The sequence below is a fragment of the Streptomyces sp. NPDC007856 genome, from assembly GCF_042868225.1.
In the GTDB taxonomy this organism is placed as follows: domain Bacteria; phylum Actinomycetota; class Actinomycetes; order Streptomycetales; family Streptomycetaceae; genus Streptomyces.
Map to the genome: position 1 here is coordinate 148,069 of NZ_JBIAEC010000008.1, position 21,595 is coordinate 169,663.

Sequence of the window (21,595 nt, forward strand, 5' to 3'; positions counted from 1 at the left end):
CTCAGAGATACAGACCCGTGGAGTCCTCCGACCCCTCGAAACGGTCCGCGGCCACGGCGTGCAGATCCCGCTCACGCATGAGCACGTACGCCACACCCCGCACCTCGACCTCGGCCCGGTCCTCCGGATCGAACAGAACCCGGTCACCCGGCTCCACGGTCCGTACGTTCTGCCCGACCGCGACGACCTCGGCCCAGGCCAGCCGCCGCCCGACCGCCGCGGTGGCGGGAATCAGAATGCCGCCCCCCGACCGCCGCTCGCCCTCACCGGTCTCCTGCTTGACCAGAACCCGGTCGTGCAGCATCCGGATGGGCAGCTTGTCGTGATGGGGGGTGCTGTGCTGGTTTCTGTTGGCGCTCACGCCTCGAACCTACCTGCCTTCGCCCCGCTCGTCCGAGCCCGGGTCAGCGCCTGCGCCGCCTGCGGCCCACGGCGAGCAGTCCCACGACGCCGAGGGCGAGCACCGCGACCGGCACGACCCGCTCCACCCGCAGCGCGCCCTCTTCGTCGACGAACTGCCCCCGCACCTCACTGACCACCCGGTTGACCTGGACGTAAGCCCGCCCGACCGTGTGATCGATATTGGCGACGACCTTGGCCTTGGCATCCCCGATGATCGTCTGCGGATGCACCCGCACCCCGATCTCGTCGAGCGTCTCGGCCAGCACTTCGCGGCGGCGCTTGATGTCCGCCTCGATCTGCGCCGGGGTTCTGGTGTCCGACGTGTCCGCCACCGTACGGCCTCCGAAGTCTGTGATGCTGTTCCAGACAGTCTGTCAGCTTCTCCTCCCGGCGCACCGCAAGGCCCCCCGGTTACGCTGGCCCGATGAGCGAGCGACTCCAGCCGGGGGACGTGGCCCCCGCCTTCACCCTCCCCGACGCCGACGGCAACGATGTCTCCCTGTCCGCCCACAAGGGCCGCAAGGTCATCGTCTACTTCTACCCGGCCGCCCTGACCCCCGGCTGCACCAAGCAGGCCTGCGACTTCACCGACAACCTGGACGTCCTCGCCTCCGCCGGCTACGACGTGCTCGGCATCAGCCCCGACACCCCGGAGAAGCTGGCGAAGTTCCGCGAGAAGGAGTCCCTGAGGGTCACGCTCCTGGCCGACCCGGAGAAGACGGTCACCGAGGCCTACGGCGCGTACGGCGAGAAGAAGAACTACGGCAAGACCTACATGGGCGTCATCCGCTCCACGATCGTCGTCGACGAGGAGGGCAAGGTGGAACGAGCCCTCTACAACGTCCGCGCCACGGGCCACGTGGCCAAGATCATCAAGGATCTGGGCATCTGAGGACACCTGTCTCCACTGTCGGCGGCCCGCACCGGGACATTCCGGTGCGGGCCGCCTTCTCGTCCCCGTACGTGACTGTCCGATAACCGGTTCGTTACTCCGTACGGGCGGCGAACGCACGCCCGGAACGGAGGGGCTCGATGGGGGTCGGCGCATACACGAGGGAGCGGCTGGAAGAGGCGGCTCGCGGGGCGCGGACGTTGTCGGAGGCACTGGAGAGGCTGGGGGTGGATCCGAGGAGTTCGACGCGGCGGTGTGTCTGGGAGCGAATGAAGAAGCTCGGGGTGGATGTCGGGCACTTCGAGCGGGAGGGGGTGAAGCGGACGCGGGAGATTCTTGACCCGGTCGTCGCGGTGTCCGCGAGCATCAACGAGGTCGTGCGTCGACTCGGGCTCGACTCCGTGGGCGGTCACCAGGCCAACATCGCCCGACGGATCAAGGCGTCGGCATCGACACCTCACACTTCACGTCTGTGGTCCGAACCGAGCGGATGAGGTACAACCAGCGCCGCCGAAGCGCTGAGGAGATTCTTGTCCAGGACACATCGGCGCATGCTCGGCGCATCCCGAGCCAGCGACTCAAGAGGGCGATGATCGAGTTGGGCGTAGAGGAGCGCTGCGCCTTGTGCGGTATCGAGCCGGTCTGGCACGGAGAGCCGCTCCCGCTCGAGGTCGACCACATTGACGGCGACTGGCGCAACAACAGTGTCGTGAACCTGCGGTTCCTCTGCCCCAACTGCCACTCGACGACCGACACTTACCGAGGGCGCGGCAAAGGCCATGCGCGGGCAGGTGCCGCATGAGCGGCGGAGTGCAGTACACCCGCGAGCGGATGGCCCAGGCAGCCGCGCAGTGCTCGAACCTGGATGAGGTTATTGCCTTCTTCGGCACCCGGCCCTACGCCAATGCCCGTCGGTACCTCACAAAGCGATTCGCCGATTTCGGCATCGACATCTCGCACTTCTCGCCGTACGGCAGGCAAGCGCGTCCCACTCCGGATGAGTTACGGGCGGTGGTCGATGAGTCGGCATCCATCGCCGAGGTACTTCGCCGCTTGGGGCGCCCGAACAACGGCGGTCAGCGCGCGATGCTTCGCAAGTGGGGGTGCCGACGACTGCCTCGACACCGCCCACTTTCTCGGGCAAGCCCATCAGCGAGGCAAGCCGGGTACGAATGCCAAGCGGCCGGAGGAAGTCCTGGTGCGGCACGACGGTAGACACCGGACCGCCACCGAACGCCTCCGTCGTGCGCTCTGCGAAGTGGGCGTACCTGAGCAGTGCGCCAGATGCGGAGTCGGTCCGGAGTGGCTCGGCAAGCCCTTGACGCTGGAGGTGGACCACATGAACGGGGACTGGCGCGACAACCGGCGGGAGAACCTGCGGTTGCTGTGTCCGAACTGCCACGCCATCACCAGCACGTGGTGCAGAGGGAGCCGTCGACGTACCCCTCATGCAAGCACCGCGTGACCGGTACCATGGCCGTGCACGCGGCCGTGTCGTAACTGGCAGCCGAGCTGCGTTTAGATCGCAGTGGGCGAAAGCCCGTGTGGGTTCGAATCCCACCGGCCGCACGCGCACAGAGGGGCCGTCCATCCAGACGGCCCCTCTTCCGCTCTCAGCCCAACAACTCCCGCACCACCGGCACCAGCGCCCGGAACGCCTTCCCCCGGTGGCTGATCGCGTTCTTCTCCTCCGGGCTCAGCTCGGCGCACGTGCGCGTCTCGCCATCCGGCTGGAGGATCGGGTCGTAGCCGAAGCCGTTCGTGCCCGCGGGCGCATGCCGGAGTGCACCCCGGAGCCGGCCCTCGACCACCTGCTCGCGCCCGTCCGGCAGGGCGAGCGCCGCCGCGCACGCGAAGTGGGCCCCCCGGTGTTCGTCCGCGATGTCGGCGAGCTGGGCCAGCAGCAGCTCCAGGTTGGCCTTGTCGTCGCCGTGGCGGCCGGACCAGCGGGCGGAGAAGATGCCGGGGGCGCCGTTCAGGACGTCGACGCAGAGGCCCGAGTCGTCGGCGACCGCGGGGAGGCCGGTGGCCTGGGCCAGGGCGTGGGCCTTGAGGAGGGCGTTCTCGGCGAAGGTGACGCCGGTTTCCTTGACGTCGGGGATGTCGGGGTACGCGTCGGCGCCCACCAGCTCGTGAGGGAGTCCGGCCTCGGCGAGGATCGCCCTCAGCTCGGTGATCTTTCCGGTGTTGCGGGTGGCGAGGATCAAGCGGGTCATGCCAGCCAGTATCCCGTCAGTGTTCCTCGCCCCGTACCTACAGTTCCGTCTGCCCCGCCCCCTCGAGCGTGTTCAGGTCGAAGACCTTGGCCATCCTGCTGAAGCCCAGGTCGCTGGGGTGGAGGTGGTCGCCGGAGTCGTAGTCGGGGCGGAGGCGCCGGGGGTCGTACGGGTCGCGGAGCGCCTTGTCGAAGTCGACCACGGCGTCGTACACCCGGCCGGCGCGGATCTCGGCGTTGACCTGCTGTCGTACCGCCTCGCGGGCGGCCGTCCAGCCGCGGCGGCCCTGGAAGGGCATCAGCGTGGCGCCGACGACCTTCAGGCCGCGGGCGTGGGCCTCGCGGACGAGGGTGCGCAGGCCGGTGAGGATCTGGTTCGGGTCGGCGAGCCGCGGGTTGCGGAGGATGTCGTTGACGCCGAGGTCGATGACGACGACCTTGACGTCCGGGTGCGTGAGCGCGTCGCGGGCGAAGCGGTCGAGGCCGCTCTGGTTCTCGGCCGGGCGGCCGAGTCCGTCGGTGAGGACCTGGTTGCCGCTGATGCCCTCGTTCACGACGCTGTAGCGGGGCAGCTTTTGTCCGCCTTCGAGCGCGGTGCGCAGTCGGCCGGCGAGGATGTCGGGCCAGCGGTGGTTGGCGCCGATGGTGGAGGTGATGCCGTCGGTGATGGAGTCGCCGAAGACGACGACGGTGCCGTCGGCCTCGTTGCTGAGGACGTCCAGGGCGGTCAGGTAGCGCCAGTAGGACGTCTGTTGGGTGTAGGGGGTGCCGGTGGCGTCCTCGGTGGCGTCGCCGGTGGCGACGTAGGAGATCTGCCTCGCGTGCGGGTGGTAGGTGACCGGGCCGGACGGGGTGGGGGAGTAGGTGGTGACGAGGACGTCGCTGTCGTGCGGGACGGCGAGGTGCACGGGGTCGCCGGCGACCTCTTCGCCGGCGGGTATGACCACGCTGGTGGCGCCGTCGAAGGTGAGGCGGCGCATGGAGTCCGGGACGGCCGCGGCGGTGCCGTCGCCGGCGGAGAGTGCGATGGAGGCGTCGGTGATGGTCAGCGGCTCGTGGCCGTAGAGGTTGGAGAGCGTGATCCGGGCGCTCGTGCCGCCGGTGCTGGTGTGGACGATGTTGCGCACGGAGCGGCCCGCGAGGCCGTGGGTCTCGGTGCCGGGTTCGCCGCCCACCGGGGAGGCGGACCAGGCGCCGACCCAGGTGCCGGTGGAGGCGGGGGCGACGGAGGAGCCGTGGTGGGGGCGGTCGTCGGTGAGGGCGCCGTGCGGGGTGCCGTCGTCGGCCGCCACGGTGAGGTAGATGGCGGCGGAGACGGCTACGACCAGCGCGATGAGCGCACTCAGTACGGCATAACCATGACGCTTGGTCATGCTTGTGTTGTTCTCCTCGGGGATGGGAGCCCGAGGCTCCGATCTTGGTGAGCCCATGATGCGTCATGGGCCGGGGAGAGCTGTCAGGGCCCTGCTCAAAACCTCTTTTCTGACAGACGCCGGGAACTCTTGTTCCGTTCCGGGAGTCGGTCAGGAAGGGACAATTGTGTGCGGGATCACCGGACGGGGTCACCGGACGGGGTCACTGGACCGGATCACTGGACGGATCAGTGAGTGGGCGTAGCTGAACGGGTGGAGCCGATGGAATCGACCGAGACGGAAGCGGCGCCGGCGCGGGGTGTGTCGTACCGGACCATGACGGCCTTCACCCCGGCCGACGAGGAGCGTCGGCGCGGGGTGCGGCGCATGAAGCTCACGGCGACGAGCATGCTGCTGGTCGTGGCGGTGGTCTATGTCCTGGCCAAGCTCGCCTCGCACGAGGGCGCCGGGCCCTGGGCCGGTTATGTCGCGGCGGCCGCCGAAGCCGGCATGGTGGGTGCGCTCGCGGACTGGTTCGCCGTGACGGCGCTGTTCCGGCACCCGCTGGGGCTGCCGATCCCGCACACCGCGATCATCCCGACCAAGAAGGATCAGCTGGGTGTCTCGCTCGGCGAGTTCGTCGGCGAGAACTTCCTCTCCCAGGACGTCGTACGGCAGCGGCTGCGCGCGGTCGGCATCGGCAGCCGGCTGGGGGCGTGGCTGGCCGAGCCGGAGCACGCGGACCGGGTGACGGCGGAGCTGGCCACGGCGCTGCGCGGTGCGCTGACCGTGTTGCGGGACAGGGATGTGCAGGTGGTGGTGAGCGAGGCGATCACCCGGCGGGCGAACACGAAGGAGGTCGCGCCTGGCATCGGCAAGCTGCTGGAGGGGATCGTCGCCGACGGCGGGCACCGGCGGGCGGTGGACCTGGTGGTGGCCAGAGCGCATGACTGGCTGGTGCTGCACCGGGGTGACGTGATGGTGGCGGTGGAGGGTGGCGCGCCCGGCTGGACCCCGCGGTTCGTGGACCGGAAGGTCGGCGAGCGGGTCTACAAGGAGCTGCTGCGGTTCGTCACCGAGATGCGGGACATGCCCTCGCATCCGGCGCGTGGCGCGCTGGACCGTTTCCTCACCGACTTCGCCTCCGATCTGCAGTCCGACACGGACACCCGGGCGCGGGTGGAGCGGCTGAAGGGCGAGGTGCTGGGGCGGGGCGAGGTGCAGGATCTGATCGCGTCCGCGTGGACGGCCGTACGGGCCATGGTCGTGGCGGCGGCCGAGGACGAGCGGAGCGAGCTGCGGATGCGGGTGCGGTCCGCGCTGTTGTCGCTGGGGGCGCGGATGGCGACGGAGCCGAAGGTGCAGGAGAAGGTCGACAGCTGGGTCGAGGGCGCGGCGGTGCATGTGGTGACGACGTACCGCAGGGAGATCACCTCGCTGATCACGGACACCGTGGCGAGCTGGGACGCCGAGCACACCACCCGGAAGATCGAGGCGCACATCGGCCGCGACCTGCAGTTCATCCGGATCAATGGCACGGTGGTGGGGTCACTGGCGGGACTGTTGATCTATACGGTGACGCGGACGCTGGGTGCCTGAATCCGCGGTACGCGGGCACCCGTCCCGCCGTCTCCCGCATGTCGGGGGGACGTCTTTCGGCGAGGAGGGAGCCCATGGCCGCAGCGCGGACGCCGGCACCGCAGACCGGCGGGCCCGGCGGGACGGGCCGGACCGTCATCACCGACCTGCCCGCCCGGCTGGACCGGCTGCCCTGGTCCCGCTGGCACTGGACGATCGTGATCGGCCTGGGGACGGTCTGGATCCTGGACGGCCTGGAGGTCACGGTCGTCGGCAACATCGCCGGCCGGCTGGCGGAACCGGGCAGCGGGGTGTCGATCACGTCGGGGCAGATCACCGGCACGGCCGCCGCGCTGTACGTGGCCGGCGCCTGTTCGGGCGCCCTCTTCTGGGGCCGGCTGACCGATCGCCACGGCCGCAAGAAGCTCTTCATGATCACCTTGGCGGTGTACCTGGCGGCGACGGCGCTGACCGCCGTCTCCTGGGAGGCCTGGTGGTTCTTCCTGTTCCGCTTTGTGACCGGTTTCGGCATCGGCGGTGAGTACGCGGCGATCAACTCGGCGATCGACGAGCTGATCCCGGCCGCCCACCGCGGCCGGGTCGACCTGATCATCAACGGCAGCTTCTGGCTGGGCGCGGTGGGCGGCGCGCTGCTGTCGATCGTGGCGCTCGACACGGATCTGCTGGCCAGGAACGTCGGCTGGCGGCTGACCTTCGCCCTGGGGGCGGTCCTGGCGCTGGTGATCCTGCTGGTACGGCGGCACGTCCCGGAGAGCCCGCGCTGGCTGCTGATCCACGGCAGGGACCGGGAGGCGGAGGAGATCGTCTCCGGTATCGAGCGCCGGGTGGAGCGGGAGAAGGGCGTGACGCTGCCCGAGCCGCGGGGCGAGCTGGAGATCCACCAGCGCAGGAGCGTGACGTTCCGGGAGATCGCCCGCACGGTCTTCGCTCACTACCGCAGGCGCGCGGTCCTCGGCTTCTCCCTGTTCATCGGCCAGGCGTTCCTGTACAACGCGATCACCTTCGGCTTCGGCGCGATCCTGACCAGGTTCTTCAACGTGCCCTCCGGCCACACCGGTTACTACTTCGCGGTGATCGCGGTCGGCAACTTCTGCGGCCCGCTGCTGCTGGGCAGGCTGTTCGACACGGTGGGCCGCCGGGTGATGATCTCCTCGACCTATCTGCTGTCGGGTCTGCTCCTGTTCGGCACGGCGTGGCTGTTCGACCGGGGCGAGCTGAGCGCGGGCACGCTGACTGCCTGCTGGTGCGCGGTCCTGTTCTTCGCCTCGGCGGGCGCCTCCAGCGCGTATCTGACGGTCTCGGAGGTCTTCCCGATGGAGACGCGGGCGATGTCCATCGCGTTCTTCTACGCCCTCGGCACGGCGGCCGGCGGCATCAGCGGCCCGCTGCTGTTCGCCGACCTCACCGGCACGGGCAAGGTCGGCGACACGGTCCTGGCCTTCTCGATCGGTGCGGCCCTGATGTGCGCGGCGGGCCTGGTCGCGGCCTTCCTGGCGGTGCGGGCGGAGCGCCGCTCCCTGGAGGACATCGCCCGGCCGCTGACGGCGGTGGCGAGCCGGACCAGGGCGGCCACACGGGATGCGCATGGTGTCGGGGGTACGCAGGGGCCTTCGGCGCCGAGTACGCCGTAGGGCGCCTGTGCCGTCAGGCCCCCGTCGTGGAGCCGGGCCGCACGATCATCAGAACGGTCACGGTGGCCCACAGCAGGTTGAACATGTCGGTGGCCATGGCGAGCCGCGCGGGGTTCGTGTCCCGGCCCTCCACGACCGCGCCCTGGGCGGGCAGCACCAGCGCGACGAGGACGACGGCGGCGAGGGCGGTCAGCGCGATCGACACGATCAGCCAGGCGCTCCCGAGCACGCCCATCTCGCTCGCGGTGGCGAACCCGAAGACCGGGACGACGACGCCGACGAGGGCGTAGACCCGGCAGATGTGGTGCAGCAGGTGCAGCGTGCCGCCGGCACCGGGATCGCCGGGCGCGGCGAGGGCCCGGCGTGCGACGGGCGGGAACATGCTGGCGGCGACGGTCACGGGGCCGACGGCGACGATGGCGGCCAGGACGTGGACGGCGAGGAGGAACTTGGTCACGCGGTGACGGTAGGCGGCGGCCGGATCTCGCAGAAGTGGCGGGAGTGCCAGGCTTCAACGGATTCCCGCCAGAAAGGTGGACGGTTGTCTCTGCGGTTACGGCGCCGATGGGCGCCATCGGCCGTAATCCGTCGTAGACCTAGGATCCTGCCATGCACACCGTGGCCGTACTGGCGCTGGACGGCGTCATCCCCTTCGACCTCTCCGCTCCCATCGACACCTTCGGCTGGGCGCGGCTGCCCGACGGCCGGGTGCCGTACCGGGTGCGGGTGTGCTCGGTGCGGGGGGAGGTGAGCGCGGGGGCCTTCATGGTGCGGGCGCCGTACGGCTTGGAGGCGCTGGCGGAGGCGGACACGATCATCCTGCCGGGCGTGGCGGAAGTGCCGCAGCAGCTGCCGCCGGGAGTGCCGGAGGCCCTTCGCGCGGCGGCGGCGAACGGCACCCGGATCGCCTCGATCTGCGTGGGGGCGTTCCTGTTCGCGGCGACGGGCCTGCTGGACGGCCTGCGCGCGACGACCCACTGGTGCGCGGCGGGGGACCTGGCGGCGCGGTACCCGAAGGTGACGGTGGACCCGAACGTCCTGTACGTCGACAACGGCCAGTTCCTGACGTCGGCGGGCGCGGCGGCGGCGCTGGACATGTGCCTGCACATGATCCGCAGGGACTTCGGCTCCGCGGTCGCCGCGCACGCGGCACGGATGTCGGTGATGCCGCTGGAACGGGAGGGCGGCCAGTCCCAGTTCATCGTCCACGACCTCCCCCCGGCACCGTCGGGTGCCACCCTGGAACCGCTCCTCCACTGGCTGGAGGACCACTGCGACCGCGACATGACGGTGGACGAGATCGCGGCTCGGGCGGGCATGAGCACCCGCACCCTCAACCGCCGCTTCCGCGAGCAGACCGGCACGACACCGCTGCAGTGGCTGCACCGGGCCCGGGTACGCCGTGCCCAGTACCTGCTGGAGACGACGCCGTACCCGGTGGAGCGCATCGCCGCCCAGACGGGCTTCGGCTCACCGACGGCTTTCCGGGAACGCTTCCGGAGGGTGGTGGGGACGAGCCCCCAGGCGTATCGGAGGGCGTTCCGGCGAGGTGAGGGCGTTCCGGCGGGGTGATGAGGGGTTTTCGAGGTCGACCGGAGTGCCGGGCGGGGCGTGGGGCGCGGCCGGCGGCCCGGACGACGTAGCCCCTGGACGTGGCCCCGCCTGTCGGACGACAGGCGGGGCCACGGGGACGTCGGGTGGTCGGTCGGTGTCAGTCGTCGATGGCCTGGTAGAGCGTGGTCCAGAAGTCGTGCATGAGCAGCACCGAATCCGGGACGGACGCTCCGACCTGGGTGAGCAGGATGCCGGTGAGCTGGTTGTCGGGGTCGGCGTAGGTCGAGGTGCCGCTTCCGCCGTCCCAGCCGAACTGGCCGACCGGCGCGTAGTCACCGCGGTAGGTGCGCACCGCCATCCCCATGCCCCAGCCGCCGTGCTGCCCCTGGCCGAAGGACACGTGGACGTTGTCGCGGGCCATGGCGTTGCGGGCGGCGTTCTGCTCGGGCGTGAGGCGGTTGGTGGTCATCAGCTGGACGGCGGGCCGGGACAGGATCCGTTCGCCGTCGTGCATGCCGCCGTTCAGCAGCATCCGGAAGTAGGCGTGGTAGTCGTCGGCGGTGGACACCAGGCCGCCGCCGCCGCTCTGGAACGCCGGAGGTTCGCTCCAGCGTCCCGCCTTGGCCTCGTCCCACACGATGAACTCGCCGGTCTGCGGGTCGGGGGCGTAGAGGGTGGGCAGCCGGTCGATGTCGTCGGCGGGCACGTGGAAACCCGTGTCCTTCATGCCCAGGGGTTCGAAGATGCGCTCGCGCAGGAAGCTCTCGAACGACTGGCCGGTGACCCTGGAGACGAGCACGCCGACCAGGTCGTTGCTGATCTGGTACTGCCAGCGCTCCCCGGGCTGGTACATGAGCGGCAGCGTGCCCAGGCGGCGCATCCACTCGTCCTGCTCGGGCATCGGCTCGGGCAGATTGGGCGTGAGCCCCTGCTCGAAGACCGCGTTCATGATCGGGGTGCCGAGTGAGGTCATATCCATGCCAAGCCCGAACGTGGAGGCCAGCACGTCCCGTACGGTGATCGGCCGCCGCGCCGGCACGGTGTCGTCCAGCGGGCTGTCGATCCGCTTCAGCACCCGCCGGTCGGCCAGCTCGGGCAGCCACGGCTCCACCAGGTCGTCCAGCCGCAGCCGGCACTCGTCGAGCAGCACCATCGCCGCCGCCATCGTGACGGGCTTGGACGTCGAGGCCATCCGGAAGATCGCGTCCCGGCGCATCGGCGCGCCACCGTCATGACGCATCGTCCCGAGCGCTTCGACGTGCGTCTCGTCTCCCCGGCTGAACAGGGCGACGAGACCGGGGATCTTCCCCGACTCGACATGCCGCGCCAGCACGTCGTGCAGCCGGCGCAGTCCTGCCTCGGCGAAACCGCGGTTGCTCTGTCCCATGACGAATCCCCTTGTCGTGTACGGCGTTTGGCGACGACAGGAACGCTACGACGCTTGCCATAACATTGGCAAGTAGTTGCCACAAGTGATTGCCAAGGTGGCTTGGATCGCTCGATCGGAGTGATTGCGAGCGGGCAAAGAATTGCCGCCATATGGGCAAGCGGGTTAGGATCGGGGTGAAGGGATCAGTCGGACGTCGTACGACGTCGCCACCCGCGGGAGTTCAGACATGCTGGAGCAGCCGGTTTTCGGCCGCCGACTCAGGCAACTGAGGACCGAGCGGGGCCTGACCCTCGCCGCCCTCGCGGGCGAAGGCATGTCGACCGGCTATCTGTCCCGGCTCGAGTCCGGCGCGCGGCAGCCCACCGAGCGGGCCGTGGCGCATCTGGCCGCCCAGCTGGGCATCAGCCCGGCCGAGCTGGCGGAGTCCACGGCCACGTCACTGGTGCAGAGCCTGACGTTGGCCACCGGCCTGGGCCAGGACGAAGCCGGCGAGACGCTCGCCGAGGCACTGAAGGCGTCGGGCGGCGAGGATCCGCTCCTTCGCTGGCAGGCGCTGTGGCAGGTCGCCGAGTGGCGCCGCCGGCGCCGGGAGTTCGCCGAACAGCGCGAGAGCCTCGACGAGCTGGTCGCGCTCAGCGACGACATCGGACTGCCCGAGCTGCGGGCCAGGGTCCTGGCCGAGCTGGCCCGCTGCATGCGCAGCACCGGCCAGATCGACGACGCCGTCACCACTTCGACGCGCGCCTACGAGCTGGCGAAGAGCGAAGACCTTCCCCACCGGGTGCTGACGTCCACGCTGCTGGCCCTGGTGTCGGCCCTCGCCGAGGCCGGGCGGCTTCCCGATGCCGCGCGCTACTGCGACGAGCTGCTCGCCCTGGTCGAGGGACAGTCCGGAGTGCGCTGGGCCGAAGCCCTGTGGACCATGGCCAACATCCGAACCCGCCAGGGCGATCTCGATGCCGCCGCAGAGCTGATGGACCAGACGATCCGCGGCTTCAACGGCCGGGACGACCTCACGCTGTGGATGCGCCTGCGCCTCGATGCGGCCCAGCTCGATCTCTTGTGCAGACCGCCGAAGATCGAGTCCGCTCAGCGGCGCGTCGAGGAAGTGGAGGCGTGCATGCCGTTCGCGGCAACGCCGACCATGGAGCAGCAACTGCTGGCGCTGCACGCCCGAGTGGCCGTCTACCAGAACCGCACCGCCGAAGCGCGCGCGCTGCTGACCCGGCTCGAGGGCTTCAAGGACGTGACGCCCTACCAGGAACAGGTCAGGCTCGACATGCTGCGCAACAGGGTGCTGCTCATGGAGGGCAATCGCGAGGCGGCCATCACCGGCCTGCGCGACCTCGCCGAGCAGGCCCAGTCGAGCGGCAACATGGACCTCGCCGCGGAGATCTGGCGGTTGGTCGCGGAATCGCTGACGCAGTGAGGCGATGCGGGGCGCGTGAGCCCCTGACGGCTGCTTTGCCGCTTGGGTCGGATGTGCTCGGCGGGTAATGGGTGCCGTTGCCCGGCGGGGACGTGCTCGGCAGATGATGGGCGCCGTTGCCCGGCGGGGTCTCGCGGCGCCGGCCGAAGTGCCGGTGCCGGGGGCGGCGCCAGGAGGGTGCCGGTGCCGGGGGTTGTGCCCCGGCGGTCGGCGTCGGCGGGGCCGGCGCCGGAGGAAGTGCCGGTGCCGGGGGGCGTCCCCCGGCGGTCGGCGTCGGCCGAAGCGCTCGCGGCCTCGGTCAGCCCCGGCGGTCGGCGACGGCCCAGGAGGCGAGGGCGACGGCACCGGCGACACCGAGGACGGACGGCCAGGCGCCGACCTTCTTGGCCAGCGGATGGGACCCGGCGAACGCGGCGACGTAAGCGGCCGTGAGCGCACCCGCAGCCTTCCCACCGGCCTGCGCACGCCACTGCTGAGCGGCGGCGACCCCGGCGACGGCCAGCACGGCCCCACCCAGCTGCCGCTTCTTGGTCCAACGGGCCACGCCATACCCACCGACAAGCCCGGTGGCGGCTACGACTGCACTGGGAACCCCGGCCACGACTGCCTCCTCTTTCTCCACTTTTGCGTTGTCTCTGCGCCGAGGTTAACGCGCAGGTCAGCCGACTCGACCAACCTGAGTCGAGGCTTGTCAACTTTCCGTCCTGGAGTTATATAAGAAGCCGTAGGGCATCGCATCCCAGTCCCTGTAGAGAGGAGTGACCCGTGATGCTCATGCGCACGGACCCCTTCCGTGAATTCGACCGCCTCACACAGCAGCTCTTCGGAGATGCCACGCGCCCGGCCGCGATGCCGATGGACGCCTACCGCTCGGGGGACGACTTCCTGGTCCACTTCGATCTGCCCGGCATCGATCCCGAGTCGATCGAGCTGGACGTCGAGCGCAACGTCCTCAACGTCCGCGCCGAGCGCCGCAACCCGGCCCCCGAGGACGCGGAGATGCTCGTCGCCGAACGGCCCACGGGCACCTTCAACCGCCAGCTGTTCCTCGGCGACACCCTCGACACGGACCGCATCGACGCGTCGTACGAGGCCGGCGTCCTGACGCTGCGCATTCCGGTGGCCGAAGCGGCCAAGCCACGCCGCATCCAGATCACGGGCGGCGACGCCGGCCGCAAGCAGATCAGCGGCTGACCGCCCGCACGGCGGACAGGCGGCGGCTGACGGCTGACGACTGACGGCACAGAGCGTCCCGGGTCACGAGCGGAACCCGGGACGCGCCGATCCACCCACTCAAGTCCCCTGCATCACGGGGCACCGGCCCTGCCCGTGCCCCCACGTGTCCCGGAGGAGGAGCCAGCACGATGACCGTGACGACCCCGCAGCCGAGAACAACGATCCCCACCCCGTCCGCCCTGGCGGCCCGTGACGGCGATGCCGACACCAGGCGCTGGCACGAACTGGCGGAGCGGGTGCGCGAGGCGGGTCAGTACACCACGAGGGCGGAGGCGGAACGCGTGACCCGGATAGTCCTCTCAGCCCTCGGCGGCCACGTGACCGGCGACGAACGCGTCGCCCTGGCCCAGTCCCTCCCCCGAGAGGCGGCCCGAGTGATCGCCTCCCAGATCCCGGCGACCCACCCCCTGACGGCAAGGGAGTTCGTGGAGTCGGTGGCGACGCGCATCGAGGGCTCGACCCCCGCGACGGCCCGCTGGGACGTCAGCTCGGTCCTCAGCACCCTGGCGAACTGGGTCGGCGACCCCCTGACCACGCGCATCCTGGCCCAACTCCCCCCGGGCTACGCCCTCCTCTTCGGACGGGGGGATCTGGCGCCGGCGGCGTAATGCGACAGTCACCGGGCGCCGCACCTCGTACTTGCGGCGCCCGCGGATCCTCAAAGCCGCTCGCCCAGCCGACACCGACCCTCCGACCCGCCCGGCGTGTGTGTGAGCCGTACCCGCGCTCTCAGCCAAGGGCGCGAACGCAGCCACCGCCTCGCTCTGGAAGGTCTCGGAACTTCACGGCCCAGCTTCACCGTCCAAGTAAAGCTGTATCCGCCTTCGTTGGGATTCCGGTGACTACGTGGTGTACTCCAGCTCGGTCAGTGCAGTCTGTCGTACGACTGCGGCAAGACGATCCAGGTCGAGCCTGTCCAGGTGCGCGTGAAGCGCATTGCGGACTTCGTTCATGCGATCAACGAGAGCCGGGCCTGTGATGTCGCCGGGCAGGATGGTCCGCCGGAACTCGGGGTCTTCGATCGCCTCCGCGACGAACTTTTCGGCCAGCCACAGGGGCGTGCGCTCGCGGATGGCGAACGTCAAGTGGGCGCTGTGCTCAACCTCGTCAATCACGTGAGGGCTGTGGACCCAGCCCCTTGGGAGCAGAAGCGACTGCCCTGCCTTGAGGTCGATCTCGAAGTCGGGCCCCGCTGCTTCCCAATCGGGGATGTAGTGGTCGCGCCAGACGCGCCAGGATTCGTTGTACTCCCTCATGGGGGACTCGACCGGTGGACACCAAAGCTGCCAGCGTTTCACCCCGCAGGTTTGGACGATCACAGCCATCTGCTGATCCCAGTGGTGGCACAGCCCCTGGTTGCCTGGCGGGGTAAGGAAGGCGTGGACGTAGTTGGAAAACCCCGTCTCTTCCTGGATGCTCCGTGAAAGCGTCGCCATGAAGGGGATAACACGTTGAAGGTTGCCGAGTCGGATCGTGTAGCCGTTGTCGTACAGCTTGCGGAGTTTGGCCGCGTCCGTACGGCCGTTGGCCATGTACGCGTTCTGGTTCAGGGAGGGACCGGGGGCCTTTACGACCGCGACCTCGTGCGCAGGCACGCAGCCGGTGAAGGCGTAGTACGTGAGGAGGTTTTCGGTGACGGTCTCGTCGAGTGCGGTCCTGCCGCGCTCGAAGACACGCGGTTCGTCGGGCCACGCGGTCAGGAGCTCGTTCACACCGTCCTCGGGGAGTAAGAGGCGCAGCGACATGGGCTTTGTCCTTGGGCTTAAGCGGGCGGCAGCGGGCACACCAGCTCGGGGTGGTGGCGGTTCGGGCAGCACACAACGCTGAGCGAAACGATATGGCCCGAGCGCATGTAGTACACCCAGCTCACGTCGACTCCGACCGGCAGGACATCGATCGCGTACGCGCGCTTGGTGTCCAGGCCGACGTATGCCTGCTTACCGTCCTCGCGTTCGAACGGGAGGTTTTCGAGGTAGTGCTTTGTCATCCATTCCAGCGCCGCCGCCGGTTCGGTCCACGTGCGCCCGGCGGAGACGCGATTGCGCTTCAGCAGCCAGTGCCCCGTCATCAGGGGCGGTAGCTCCGAGGTTGGAAACTCAGCGGCGACCTCGCGGTACCGCGCGAGCACCCGCTCGGCCTGTTTGTCGTCGGGGGAGGTCGGAGGCGCCGGGTGGCCAGGGTGGGGAGGTCGGCGGTTACCTTCCTTGTGGTAGCTCTCCGCGGTCCCGATCCACGGGCCGTACCCGTGGAAGTGTCCTGACCAGCTCATTTGCGCCCCTCTGTGAGGTGCGGGCCGCCACCGCCGTGGAGGGGCGGCCCGCCGTGTGCGTGGTGGGGAGGGGACAGACTAGAGGCTCAAGCCCCGTTCCTTGGCGTAGCCGATGACGAACGTGTCGAGTTCGGCCGCGCTGTAGCGGACCTCCCTGCCGGCGCCCTCCGGCTTGGAGTCCGTGAGGACGTACGCCGACTTCGAGCCGGGGATCTTCGCGAACTTGACGCACGCCTCGTGTTCGCCCTGGAGGTTGCCGCCGCAGAACTGCTGGAACTTGGCGCCTTCGGCGGGCAGGGAGTAGAGGTCATCACTCATGGACACTCCTTCTGACGCAACTGCTGTGCGGAGAGTCGGTCTCCGCGCCGTTCTGCACTTGCTGACCCACGTCGGTCCGACCCGTCATCTTCGAGGACCGCCTGGCCGAGGTGGGCGTTGGCCGCCGCCACCGAGGTATCGGTGCCGACGTCGTCAGTGGGCCCCAGAGGCGTGATCGCGAACATTCGTCGCATGCCTCGCGGCCTGCGTGATGTTCCCGGCGGCCTTCGCCTCGTGAAGGTGCCGAGACTCGGTCTGACAGGTCGAGCAGCCGGCGATGGGAGCACAGTCCAGGAGCCAGGCGTGATACCCCATTGGGAGTTCGACAGGGCGTCCTTGGGTGGTTTGGTACTTCGCGGCCATCAGCGTTCCCCGACTCTTCGTGATAGTGACAATGACCGTAGGAAGCCGTGAAGGGGCCGGTCCACAATGTTGCACGCGGTTGCACGAGGCCTGTGGCGACCTTGACGCCCTGATCAGAGGACCGTGACGCTCGTGCAACGGGAAGTAACCGACTCGATAGGCGGAGGGGCGATGCAGCTACGGTTCGTCGGGAAGGATCCAGAGTCCGGAGATCACGGCTGCCCGGCCGTATGGGTGGACGAAGACACGAAAGATCTCGTCATCCAGGGCCTCAGGGCCGACACCGATACGGTCGCCCGGACCGCCCAGGACAGCCCGCTCCCGGAGCACGAAGGCGTGATCCGGCTACCGCAGCGCATGATCCCGCTGCTGAGGAAGGCAGTTGATGGCGCAGAGCCTGAGTAGCTTCGCCGACCTGATTCGGTCCGTGGAGCGTTTCGCCGTCCACCTCGAGATGCGCGACGTGTACGCCATTCCGGACGAAGACGAGGGATTCGCGGCCTGGAAGCGGGGCCACACACTCGACCCCGACGACCGCGCGTCCTGGTGGCGCCCCTGGCTCGACCTCGTTCAAGAGGTCACTGCCAAGGGTGTCGTCATGCGCCGGGCACGGATCGTCTCGGAGCCGGTGACTGAGTACATCGCGTACGAGCACTCCTTCACGTTCACCAACGTCGCTGCAGGTGAGGAGATCCGCTGGCTACCGAGGCGACGGACTTCCGATCTCGCCCTGCCCGGCAATGACTTCTGGCTCTTCGACGGCGGAGTGGTCCAGTTCAACGTCTTCGACGGCGAAGGGCGTTGGGTCCATACCGATCAGACCGCAGAGCCGGCCGTGGCCCGACTTTGCTCGACAGCGTTCGACGCCGTCTGGGAGCGGGCCATCCCGCACGACAAGTACGTCATCTGAGAAGTCCGGTACGCCAGTTCATGCCCAAGTCGCCACTTGCCACCGTCCAGGCCGCGCGCATGGCCATCGCCGTCCGCCTGGACGAAATAAGGAAGGATGCAGGCCTCACCGGGCATGAACTGGCGCAGCGGTGCGGCTGGCACAAGTCGAAGGCCTCCCGCATCGCCAGAGCCAAGACCGCCCCGTCCGATGACGACATATGCGCATGGTGCCGGGCGTGCGGCGCTGAGGATCAGGCGACAGACTTGATCGCCGCCTCCCGCACCGCCGAGTCAATGTACGTCCACTGGCGGCAGATCCACCGCGACGGCATGCGGCAAATCCACGAGAAGACCGTCCCGCTGTACGAGCGCACCAGGCACTTTCGCGTCTACGCCTCGAACGTGGTTCCCGGCATGCTCCAGACCGCCGAGTACGCGACGGGGCTCCTGCGCACCATCACAGCCTTTCAGGGCACTCCGGACGACGTGGCCGACGCCGTGCGGGCCCGGCTGAACCGATCCCGCGTTGTCCACGAGGGCAACCATCGATTCGCCTTCGTGCTCGAAGAAGCGGTGCTGTACTACCGGCTCTGCGAGACGGCAGCGATGGTCGACCAGCTCCGGTACATGCTGGACGTCATGGGCCGACCGAACGTGTCCCTCGGGATCATCCCCTTCACGGCGCGGCGCACCATGTGGCCGTTGGAAGCCTTCTACGCCTTCGACGATGCCCAAGTCGCGGTCGAGACCCTTACGGCGGAGGTCAACATCACAGCACCCGGCGAGATCCGTACGTACCTCAAAGCGTTCGCTGAGATGTCTGCGATGGCAGCCCACGGCACCGAGGCCCGGGCCCTGATGGCCAAGGCCGTCGCGACTCTGGGCTGACGTCAGTTCGGCACAGTGTCCTGCAGCGTGCCGACAAGACGGTGGTCTCGCTTAGCCCGAGGGTGCTCAGGGGCCGGTCCGACTGCCCGCCCTCGGCGAGCCACCCTGCTTCCCCAAGAGGCTCACTCAGTTGGTGCATGGAGGAGGCTGCGTGCTCTCTACACCTTGACCACTTGAGACGGTAACTTACAGGTACGGAAATGAGGGAGGGGTCTTGGAAGCCAGGAACCGTAGCTTGAATGATTGGCTGGGAGCTGTCAGGACGGGCCAGGTACAGCTACCCCGTTTCCAACGGTTTGAAGCATGGAGCTACTCACAGGTTCAAAGCCTGCTAGAGAGTGTGCTGAACGATCTGCCTATCGGTGCCATGTTTGTGCTTCAAGTCGAAGGTAACCCGCCGTTTCATCCCCGTCCGATAAGTACGGGTCCTACCGGGGATAAAGTTAGCGAACTCCTGCTGGACGGGCAACAGCGTATCACTGCTCTCTGGAAGAGCCTTCATGGGAATTACCCGGAGCGTGAATTTTTCGTCAGTCTTGACGAGAAGACTGATTATGACGGAATAGCGGTGCAAGCCGTCAAGATAAGCACCAGAGGAGGGAAGCGATACCCGCTATGGATTGACGATTCGAGTAGACTTCTCGAGCGAGGCCTAGTTCCTATTCGACTGCTCCTTCCTGGGGAGGAGGCGAATAAAATGGCACTTGAATGGATAAAGGCTGCCTGTGGAGAGGATCAGGAGCGAATCCTCGATCTGATGATGCGAGTCAATGATTGGCGTTCGCGATTCTCGTCATTCAACATTCCGTTCCTGTCTCTTCCCGCCGGCACTAGTGCGGCCCAGGTCCTTGAGGTATTCACGAGGATCAATACGGGTTCAACTCCGCTATCTATATTCGACATCATTACTGCGGATATTGAGCAAGCGGTCGGCGAGTCCCTGCATGACTTGATGGAAAGCTTGAATGGGCGTGTCCCGGGTTTGGCTAGGTACGGGGACGTTCAAGACATCGTACTCAGAGCTGCGACTTTGATGCAGGACAAGACTCCAGACCGCCCAAGCATTCTTAGCCTTGATTGGGGAGCGGTCGTAAAGTCTTGGCCGCAGCTTGTCTCAGGGGCAGAGAGGGCGGTGCAGTTCCTGGAGGCCGAGAAGGTGTTGGATGCAGCTAGGCTGCCTATCTTCACTGTGGTCCCGGCCTTGATTTCTCTCTGGTCGCATGGTGATGGCCTTACTCCGGATAGGCTGGGAGAAGCGCGAACGCTCCTACGCAAGTTCATGTGGCGGGGATTCTTTACCGAACGGTATGAGAGTAGTGCTCACTCTGCAGTTATTCAGGATGTGAGAGAGCTTACGAAGGCCGTTCGCGATGGTGCCACGAACATCAATCCGCCCATCTTTGCATCGGAGTTGCCTAGTCTCCAGGATTTGAAAGAAGCTGGCTGGCCGAAGAAGAAGGATCGACTTGCCCGGGCAATTCTCTTGGTTAGCCTCCAGGGTGGGGCGACGGATCTCGCAGATGGTGAGGCAATAACTGTCCTCAATGCCACGCGGCGCGAATATCATCACATATTCCCTGACGCCTACCTTAATTCACTTCAGTCGGAGATAGCGGCCAGTCTAGCTCTTAATTGTGCGCTCATTACGTGGAAGACGAATCGAACCATCCATGATAAGCAGCCTCTGGTTTATATGAGGGATCGGGCCGAGGCGAATAGCCTCGGAGACGATGAAACGGTATTCAGGCTGAAGTCACATGGAATGCCAGAGGTTCCACTGCGTGAGAACGACTACGCGGCGTTCATAGAGCAGCGGGCCGAGGTCGTCGCAACAGCGATGGAGGCTCTTACGAGCGGAAAGCCGTGGAGTCCCTGAGATTTACTCAGCGGCTGGCTCATCGGCCGTCGATGAGCCAGCCGCAGCTGGCTATGAATCGTCTTCGCCCTAGCTAATTCCTTCGCTATGGGTGACCGCCCGGATGAAGACCTGCCAAGTGTCGTGTCCGACTCTGATGTTTGACTCGGGTCTCTTCGAGTCGCGTATTTTTACCTCGTTAACGGCCGGCGCACACTCCACGCACTCGGTCCCGCTGCCGCCGCTGTAAGAGGACTTGAACCAGTGAAGTTCTGAGGACGCTGTCATCAAGGCTCCTTGCTGACCCGCTCGATGAGCTCGGCTGACGACTCGAAGTCGAGTGCTTGAGCGCTGAGGTACTCGAACGCCAACTTATAACGGTCCAGTTCCTGCGGCTTCTCCATGAAGAGGCCGCCGCCGATGAGGTCGACGTACACCACGTCGAGTTCTCGCGCTTGCCCCCGCAAGACGGCGAAGCTGCCTACGGCTGCGGCGTGTGCGCCACGTGCGAACGGCAGTACCTGGACTGTGATGTGTGGCCGTTGCGATTGGGCGAGCAGGTGTTCCAACTGCTGTCGCATGACCTCTCGACCGCCGACCAACCGGTGGATGGCCGCCTCGTCGATCACACACCAGATGTGCGGTGGGTCCTCACGGTCCATCAACTCCTGACGTTTCATGCGGATATCAACCATGTGCTGGACCTCGCGCTCCGGGCACTGCACCTCCGAGGCCCGGTGTACGGCTTCGGCGTACGCCCGTGTCTGAAGTAGGCCGGGGATGTACATGCAGGCGTAGTGGTCCTCGCGTACGACCTCGTCTTCGAGGGTCAGCATGAGGTTCATGGACTCGGGAATCGGATCGGCGAGGGAACGCCACCAGCCCTGGATCTTGGCGCCCTTGGCTAGCTCGACCAGCGCCAGGCGCTCCTCGTCTGTGGCGCCGTACTCACGACAGAGGGCATCGACGGCCGGCCACTTGACCGTGCCTTCCTTCGTCTCGTACCGGCTGAGTGTCGCCTTGGAGATGCCGACGCGCGCGCCTGCCTCCTCCAGGGTCAGCCCTTTCAACTCCCGGAGTCGACGTAGGTCAGCTCCCAGTTGGCGCCTACGAGTGGTGGGTCCAACTGCCATGGCCACGGCCCTTCCTGTTCGTGCGGTAGATCGTCCTCGCCCGCTGAGGGGTCTGCAAGGTGGTGCGCGCGGGGGCGCGTTGCGTTGCCCTGCGCTCCTCTTCGCGAGAGATGAGAGTTCCATTTTGGAAGTCTCAATGCAACTCTTAGTTGTCGTGAGGTTACTTGGCGCATCGGAT

Annotated in this window: 23 protein-coding genes, 1 tRNA gene and 2 pseudogenes; 14 read left to right on the top strand and 12 right to left on the bottom strand. The window is 67.6% G+C overall.

Annotation, left to right across the window (positions count from 1 at the left end; all coding sequences use genetic code 11):
* Position 1 precedes the first annotated feature (1 nt).
* Both ACFYOH_RS20605 and ACFYOH_RS20610 read right to left on the bottom strand, forming a co-directional pair.
* Positions 2-361, bottom strand: a complete 360-nt coding sequence (locus tag ACFYOH_RS20605) for a co-chaperone GroES (RefSeq protein ID WP_031159553.1) — start codon at positions 359-361, stop codon at positions 2-4.
* Positions 362-404: 43 nt separating this feature from the next.
* On the bottom strand, positions 405-734 hold the full coding sequence (locus tag ACFYOH_RS20610) for a DUF3618 domain-containing protein (RefSeq protein ID WP_388627420.1): 330 nt from the start codon (positions 732-734) through the stop codon (positions 405-407).
* Positions 735-826: 92 nt separating this feature from the next.
* Between ACFYOH_RS20610 and bcp the strand changes: the two genes are divergently transcribed.
* From bcp to ACFYOH_RS20630, 4 genes and pseudogenes are all read left to right on the top strand, one after another.
* The gene (bcp, locus tag ACFYOH_RS20615; RefSeq protein ID WP_388627422.1) at positions 827-1,294 is read left to right on the top strand and encodes a thioredoxin-dependent thiol peroxidase; all 468 of its coding nucleotides are present in this window, start codon (positions 827-829) and stop codon (positions 1,292-1,294) included.
* Between the two features lie 140 nt (positions 1,295-1,434).
* Positions 1,435-2,096 (top strand): annotated as a pseudogene (locus tag ACFYOH_RS20620) (HNH endonuclease signature motif containing protein).
* Positions 2,093-2,759, top strand: a pseudogene (locus tag ACFYOH_RS20625) (HNH endonuclease signature motif containing protein). The pseudogenes ACFYOH_RS20620 and ACFYOH_RS20625 overlap by 4 nt, the downstream one beginning before the upstream one ends.
* 20 nt (positions 2,760-2,779) lie before the next feature.
* Positions 2,780-2,863: transfer RNA gene (locus ACFYOH_RS20630), tRNA-Leu, on the top strand.
* A 44-nt stretch (positions 2,864-2,907) separates the two neighbouring features.
* Here the strand turns inward: ACFYOH_RS20630 and rdgB are convergent.
* Together rdgB and ACFYOH_RS20640 are read right to left on the bottom strand one after the other, a co-directional pair.
* The gene (rdgB, locus tag ACFYOH_RS20635; protein WP_388627424.1) at positions 2,908-3,510 is read right to left on the bottom strand and encodes an RdgB/HAM1 family non-canonical purine NTP pyrophosphatase; all 603 of its coding nucleotides are present in this window, start codon (positions 3,508-3,510) and stop codon (positions 2,908-2,910) included.
* A gap of 37 nt (positions 3,511-3,547) precedes the next feature.
* Positions 3,548-4,882: an SGNH/GDSL hydrolase family protein gene (locus ACFYOH_RS20640; protein ID WP_388627425.1), complete on the bottom strand. Its 1,335-nt coding sequence runs from the start codon at positions 4,880-4,882 to the stop codon at positions 3,548-3,550.
* A gap of 261 nt (positions 4,883-5,143) precedes the next feature.
* Between ACFYOH_RS20640 and ACFYOH_RS20645 the strand changes: the two genes are divergently transcribed.
* On the top strand, positions 5,144-6,460 hold the full coding sequence (locus ACFYOH_RS20645; protein ID WP_388627427.1) for a DUF445 domain-containing protein: 1,317 nt from the start codon (positions 5,144-5,146) through the stop codon (positions 6,458-6,460).
* A 74-nt stretch (positions 6,461-6,534) separates the two neighbouring features.
* Positions 6,535-8,091 carry an MFS transporter gene (locus ACFYOH_RS20650; protein WP_388627429.1) on the top strand — a complete coding sequence of 519 codons (1,557 nt, stop codon included), beginning with the start codon at positions 6,535-6,537 and terminating at the stop codon, positions 8,089-8,091.
* Between the two features lie 13 nt (positions 8,092-8,104).
* Here ACFYOH_RS20650 and ACFYOH_RS20655 read toward each other — a convergent pair whose 3' ends face one another.
* Positions 8,105-8,548: a hypothetical protein gene (locus ACFYOH_RS20655; protein ID WP_388627431.1), complete on the bottom strand. Its 444-nt coding sequence runs from the start codon at positions 8,546-8,548 to the stop codon at positions 8,105-8,107.
* A 152-nt stretch (positions 8,549-8,700) separates the two neighbouring features.
* Between ACFYOH_RS20655 and ACFYOH_RS20660 the strand changes: the two genes are divergently transcribed.
* Positions 8,701-9,663: a GlxA family transcriptional regulator gene (locus ACFYOH_RS20660; RefSeq protein ID WP_388627434.1), complete on the top strand. Its 963-nt coding sequence runs from the start codon at positions 8,701-8,703 to the stop codon at positions 9,661-9,663.
* Between the two features lie 139 nt (positions 9,664-9,802).
* On the opposite strand, the gene ACFYOH_RS20665 is transcribed toward ACFYOH_RS20660, so the two are convergent.
* The gene (locus ACFYOH_RS20665) at positions 9,803-11,032 is read right to left on the bottom strand and encodes a serine hydrolase domain-containing protein (protein WP_388627435.1); all 1,230 of its coding nucleotides are present in this window, start codon (positions 11,030-11,032) and stop codon (positions 9,803-9,805) included.
* Between the two features lie 229 nt (positions 11,033-11,261).
* Between ACFYOH_RS20665 and ACFYOH_RS20670 the strand changes: the two genes are divergently transcribed.
* Positions 11,262-12,464, top strand: coding sequence for a helix-turn-helix domain-containing protein (locus tag ACFYOH_RS20670; RefSeq protein WP_388627437.1), 1,203 nt, complete (start codon positions 11,262-11,264; stop codon positions 12,462-12,464).
* Positions 12,465-12,762: 298 nt separating this feature from the next.
* Here the strand turns inward: ACFYOH_RS20670 and ACFYOH_RS20675 are convergent, their stop codons facing one another.
* Positions 12,763-13,065 (bottom strand): hypothetical protein, encoded by a 303-nt coding sequence (locus ACFYOH_RS20675; RefSeq protein ID WP_388627439.1) that lies wholly within the window; start codon positions 13,063-13,065, stop codon positions 12,763-12,765.
* A gap of 167 nt (positions 13,066-13,232) precedes the next feature.
* Between ACFYOH_RS20675 and ACFYOH_RS20680 the strand changes: the two genes are divergently transcribed.
* Both ACFYOH_RS20680 and ACFYOH_RS20685 read left to right on the top strand, forming a co-directional pair.
* A complete protein-coding gene (locus ACFYOH_RS20680) occupies positions 13,233-13,658 on the top strand; it encodes an Hsp20/alpha crystallin family protein (protein WP_388627441.1) in 426 nt (141 codons plus the stop codon).
* Positions 13,659-13,828: 170 nt separating this feature from the next.
* Positions 13,829-14,308, top strand: a complete 480-nt coding sequence (locus ACFYOH_RS20685; RefSeq protein WP_388627442.1) for a DUF2267 domain-containing protein — start codon at positions 13,829-13,831, stop codon at positions 14,306-14,308.
* Between the two features lie 234 nt (positions 14,309-14,542).
* Here ACFYOH_RS20685 and ACFYOH_RS20690 read toward each other — a convergent pair whose 3' ends face one another.
* The 3 genes from ACFYOH_RS20690 to ACFYOH_RS20700 form a co-directional block, all read right to left on the bottom strand.
* Complete coding sequence (locus ACFYOH_RS20690) at positions 14,543-15,445, bottom strand: JmjC domain-containing protein (RefSeq protein WP_388627443.1); 903 nt, start codon at positions 15,443-15,445, stop codon at positions 14,543-14,545.
* Positions 15,446-15,462: 17 nt separating this feature from the next.
* Complete coding sequence (locus ACFYOH_RS20695) at positions 15,463-15,969, bottom strand: hypothetical protein (RefSeq protein WP_388627445.1); 507 nt, start codon at positions 15,967-15,969, stop codon at positions 15,463-15,465.
* Positions 15,970-16,047: 78 nt separating this feature from the next.
* Positions 16,048-16,287, bottom strand: a complete 240-nt coding sequence (locus ACFYOH_RS20700) for a DUF397 domain-containing protein (protein ID WP_388627446.1) — start codon at positions 16,285-16,287, stop codon at positions 16,048-16,050.
* Between the two features lie 486 nt (positions 16,288-16,773).
* Here ACFYOH_RS20700 and ACFYOH_RS20705 point away from each other — a divergent pair, with 486 nt between their 5' ends.
* The 4 genes from ACFYOH_RS20705 (at position 16,774) to ACFYOH_RS20720 (ending at position 20,305) form a co-directional block, all read left to right on the top strand.
* Entirely contained in the window at positions 16,774-17,055 is a 282-nt protein-coding gene (locus ACFYOH_RS20705; protein ID WP_388627448.1) for a hypothetical protein, read from the top strand.
* Positions 17,036-17,560, top strand: coding sequence for a DUF6879 family protein (locus tag ACFYOH_RS20710; RefSeq protein ID WP_388627449.1), 525 nt, complete (start codon positions 17,036-17,038; stop codon positions 17,558-17,560). The genes ACFYOH_RS20705 and ACFYOH_RS20710 overlap by 20 nt, the downstream gene beginning before the upstream one ends.
* 20 nt (positions 17,561-17,580) lie before the next feature.
* Positions 17,581-18,429, top strand: coding sequence for a helix-turn-helix domain-containing protein (locus ACFYOH_RS20715; RefSeq protein ID WP_388627451.1), 849 nt, complete (start codon positions 17,581-17,583; stop codon positions 18,427-18,429).
* 235 nt (positions 18,430-18,664) lie between these two features.
* Positions 18,665-20,305, top strand: a complete 1,641-nt coding sequence (locus ACFYOH_RS20720) for a DUF262 domain-containing protein (RefSeq protein ID WP_388627735.1) — start codon at positions 18,665-18,667, stop codon at positions 20,303-20,305.
* 69 nt (positions 20,306-20,374) lie between these two features.
* Here the strand turns inward: ACFYOH_RS20720 and ACFYOH_RS20725 are convergent, their stop codons facing one another.
* Both ACFYOH_RS20725 and ACFYOH_RS20730 read right to left on the bottom strand, forming a co-directional pair.
* Positions 20,375-20,572, bottom strand: coding sequence for a DUF397 domain-containing protein (locus ACFYOH_RS20725; protein WP_388627453.1), 198 nt, complete (start codon positions 20,570-20,572; stop codon positions 20,375-20,377).
* Positions 20,572-21,417, bottom strand: coding sequence for a helix-turn-helix domain-containing protein (locus ACFYOH_RS20730; RefSeq protein ID WP_388627454.1), 846 nt, complete (start codon positions 21,415-21,417; stop codon positions 20,572-20,574). The genes ACFYOH_RS20725 and ACFYOH_RS20730 overlap by 1 nt, the downstream gene beginning before the upstream one ends.
* Between the last annotated feature and the right edge of the window lie 178 nt (positions 21,418-21,595).

Bases quoted from the DNA above. Each gene is read 5' to 3' on its own strand.
- ACFYOH_RS20710 (WP_388627449.1), top strand. From the start codon at position 17,036: ATGGCGCAGAGCCTGAGTAGCTTCGCCGACCTGATTCGGTCCGTGGAG.
- ACFYOH_RS20730 (WP_388627454.1), bottom strand. From the start codon at position 21,417: ATGGCAGTTGGACCCACCACTCGTAGGCGCCAACTGGGAGCTGACCTA.
- ACFYOH_RS20715 (WP_388627451.1), top strand. From the start codon at position 17,581: ATGCCCAAGTCGCCACTTGCCACCGTCCAGGCCGCGCGCATGGCCATC.
- ACFYOH_RS20660 (WP_388627434.1), top strand. From the start codon at position 8,701: ATGCACACCGTGGCCGTACTGGCGCTGGACGGCGTCATCCCCTTCGAC.
- ACFYOH_RS20650 (WP_388627429.1), top strand. From the start codon at position 6,535: ATGGCCGCAGCGCGGACGCCGGCACCGCAGACCGGCGGGCCCGGCGGG.
- ACFYOH_RS20700 (WP_388627446.1), bottom strand. From the start codon at position 16,287: ATGAGTGATGACCTCTACTCCCTGCCCGCCGAAGGCGCCAAGTTCCAG.
- bcp (WP_388627422.1), top strand. From the start codon at position 827: ATGAGCGAGCGACTCCAGCCGGGGGACGTGGCCCCCGCCTTCACCCTC.
- ACFYOH_RS20725 (WP_388627453.1), bottom strand. From the start codon at position 20,572: ATGACAGCGTCCTCAGAACTTCACTGGTTCAAGTCCTCTTACAGCGGC.
- ACFYOH_RS20640 (WP_388627425.1), bottom strand. From the start codon at position 4,882: ATGACCAAGCGTCATGGTTATGCCGTACTGAGTGCGCTCATCGCGCTG.
- ACFYOH_RS20680 (WP_388627441.1), top strand. From the start codon at position 13,233: ATGCTCATGCGCACGGACCCCTTCCGTGAATTCGACCGCCTCACACAG.
- ACFYOH_RS20670 (WP_388627437.1), top strand. From the start codon at position 11,262: ATGCTGGAGCAGCCGGTTTTCGGCCGCCGACTCAGGCAACTGAGGACC.
- ACFYOH_RS20690 (WP_388627443.1), bottom strand. From the start codon at position 15,445: ATGTCGCTGCGCCTCTTACTCCCCGAGGACGGTGTGAACGAGCTCCTG.
- ACFYOH_RS20685 (WP_388627442.1), top strand. From the start codon at position 13,829: ATGACCGTGACGACCCCGCAGCCGAGAACAACGATCCCCACCCCGTCC.
- ACFYOH_RS20645 (WP_388627427.1), top strand. From the start codon at position 5,144: ATGGAATCGACCGAGACGGAAGCGGCGCCGGCGCGGGGTGTGTCGTAC.
- rdgB (WP_388627424.1), bottom strand. From the start codon at position 3,510: ATGACCCGCTTGATCCTCGCCACCCGCAACACCGGAAAGATCACCGAG.
- ACFYOH_RS20665 (WP_388627435.1), bottom strand. From the start codon at position 11,032: ATGGGACAGAGCAACCGCGGTTTCGCCGAGGCAGGACTGCGCCGGCTG.
- ACFYOH_RS20695 (WP_388627445.1), bottom strand. From the start codon at position 15,969: ATGAGCTGGTCAGGACACTTCCACGGGTACGGCCCGTGGATCGGGACC.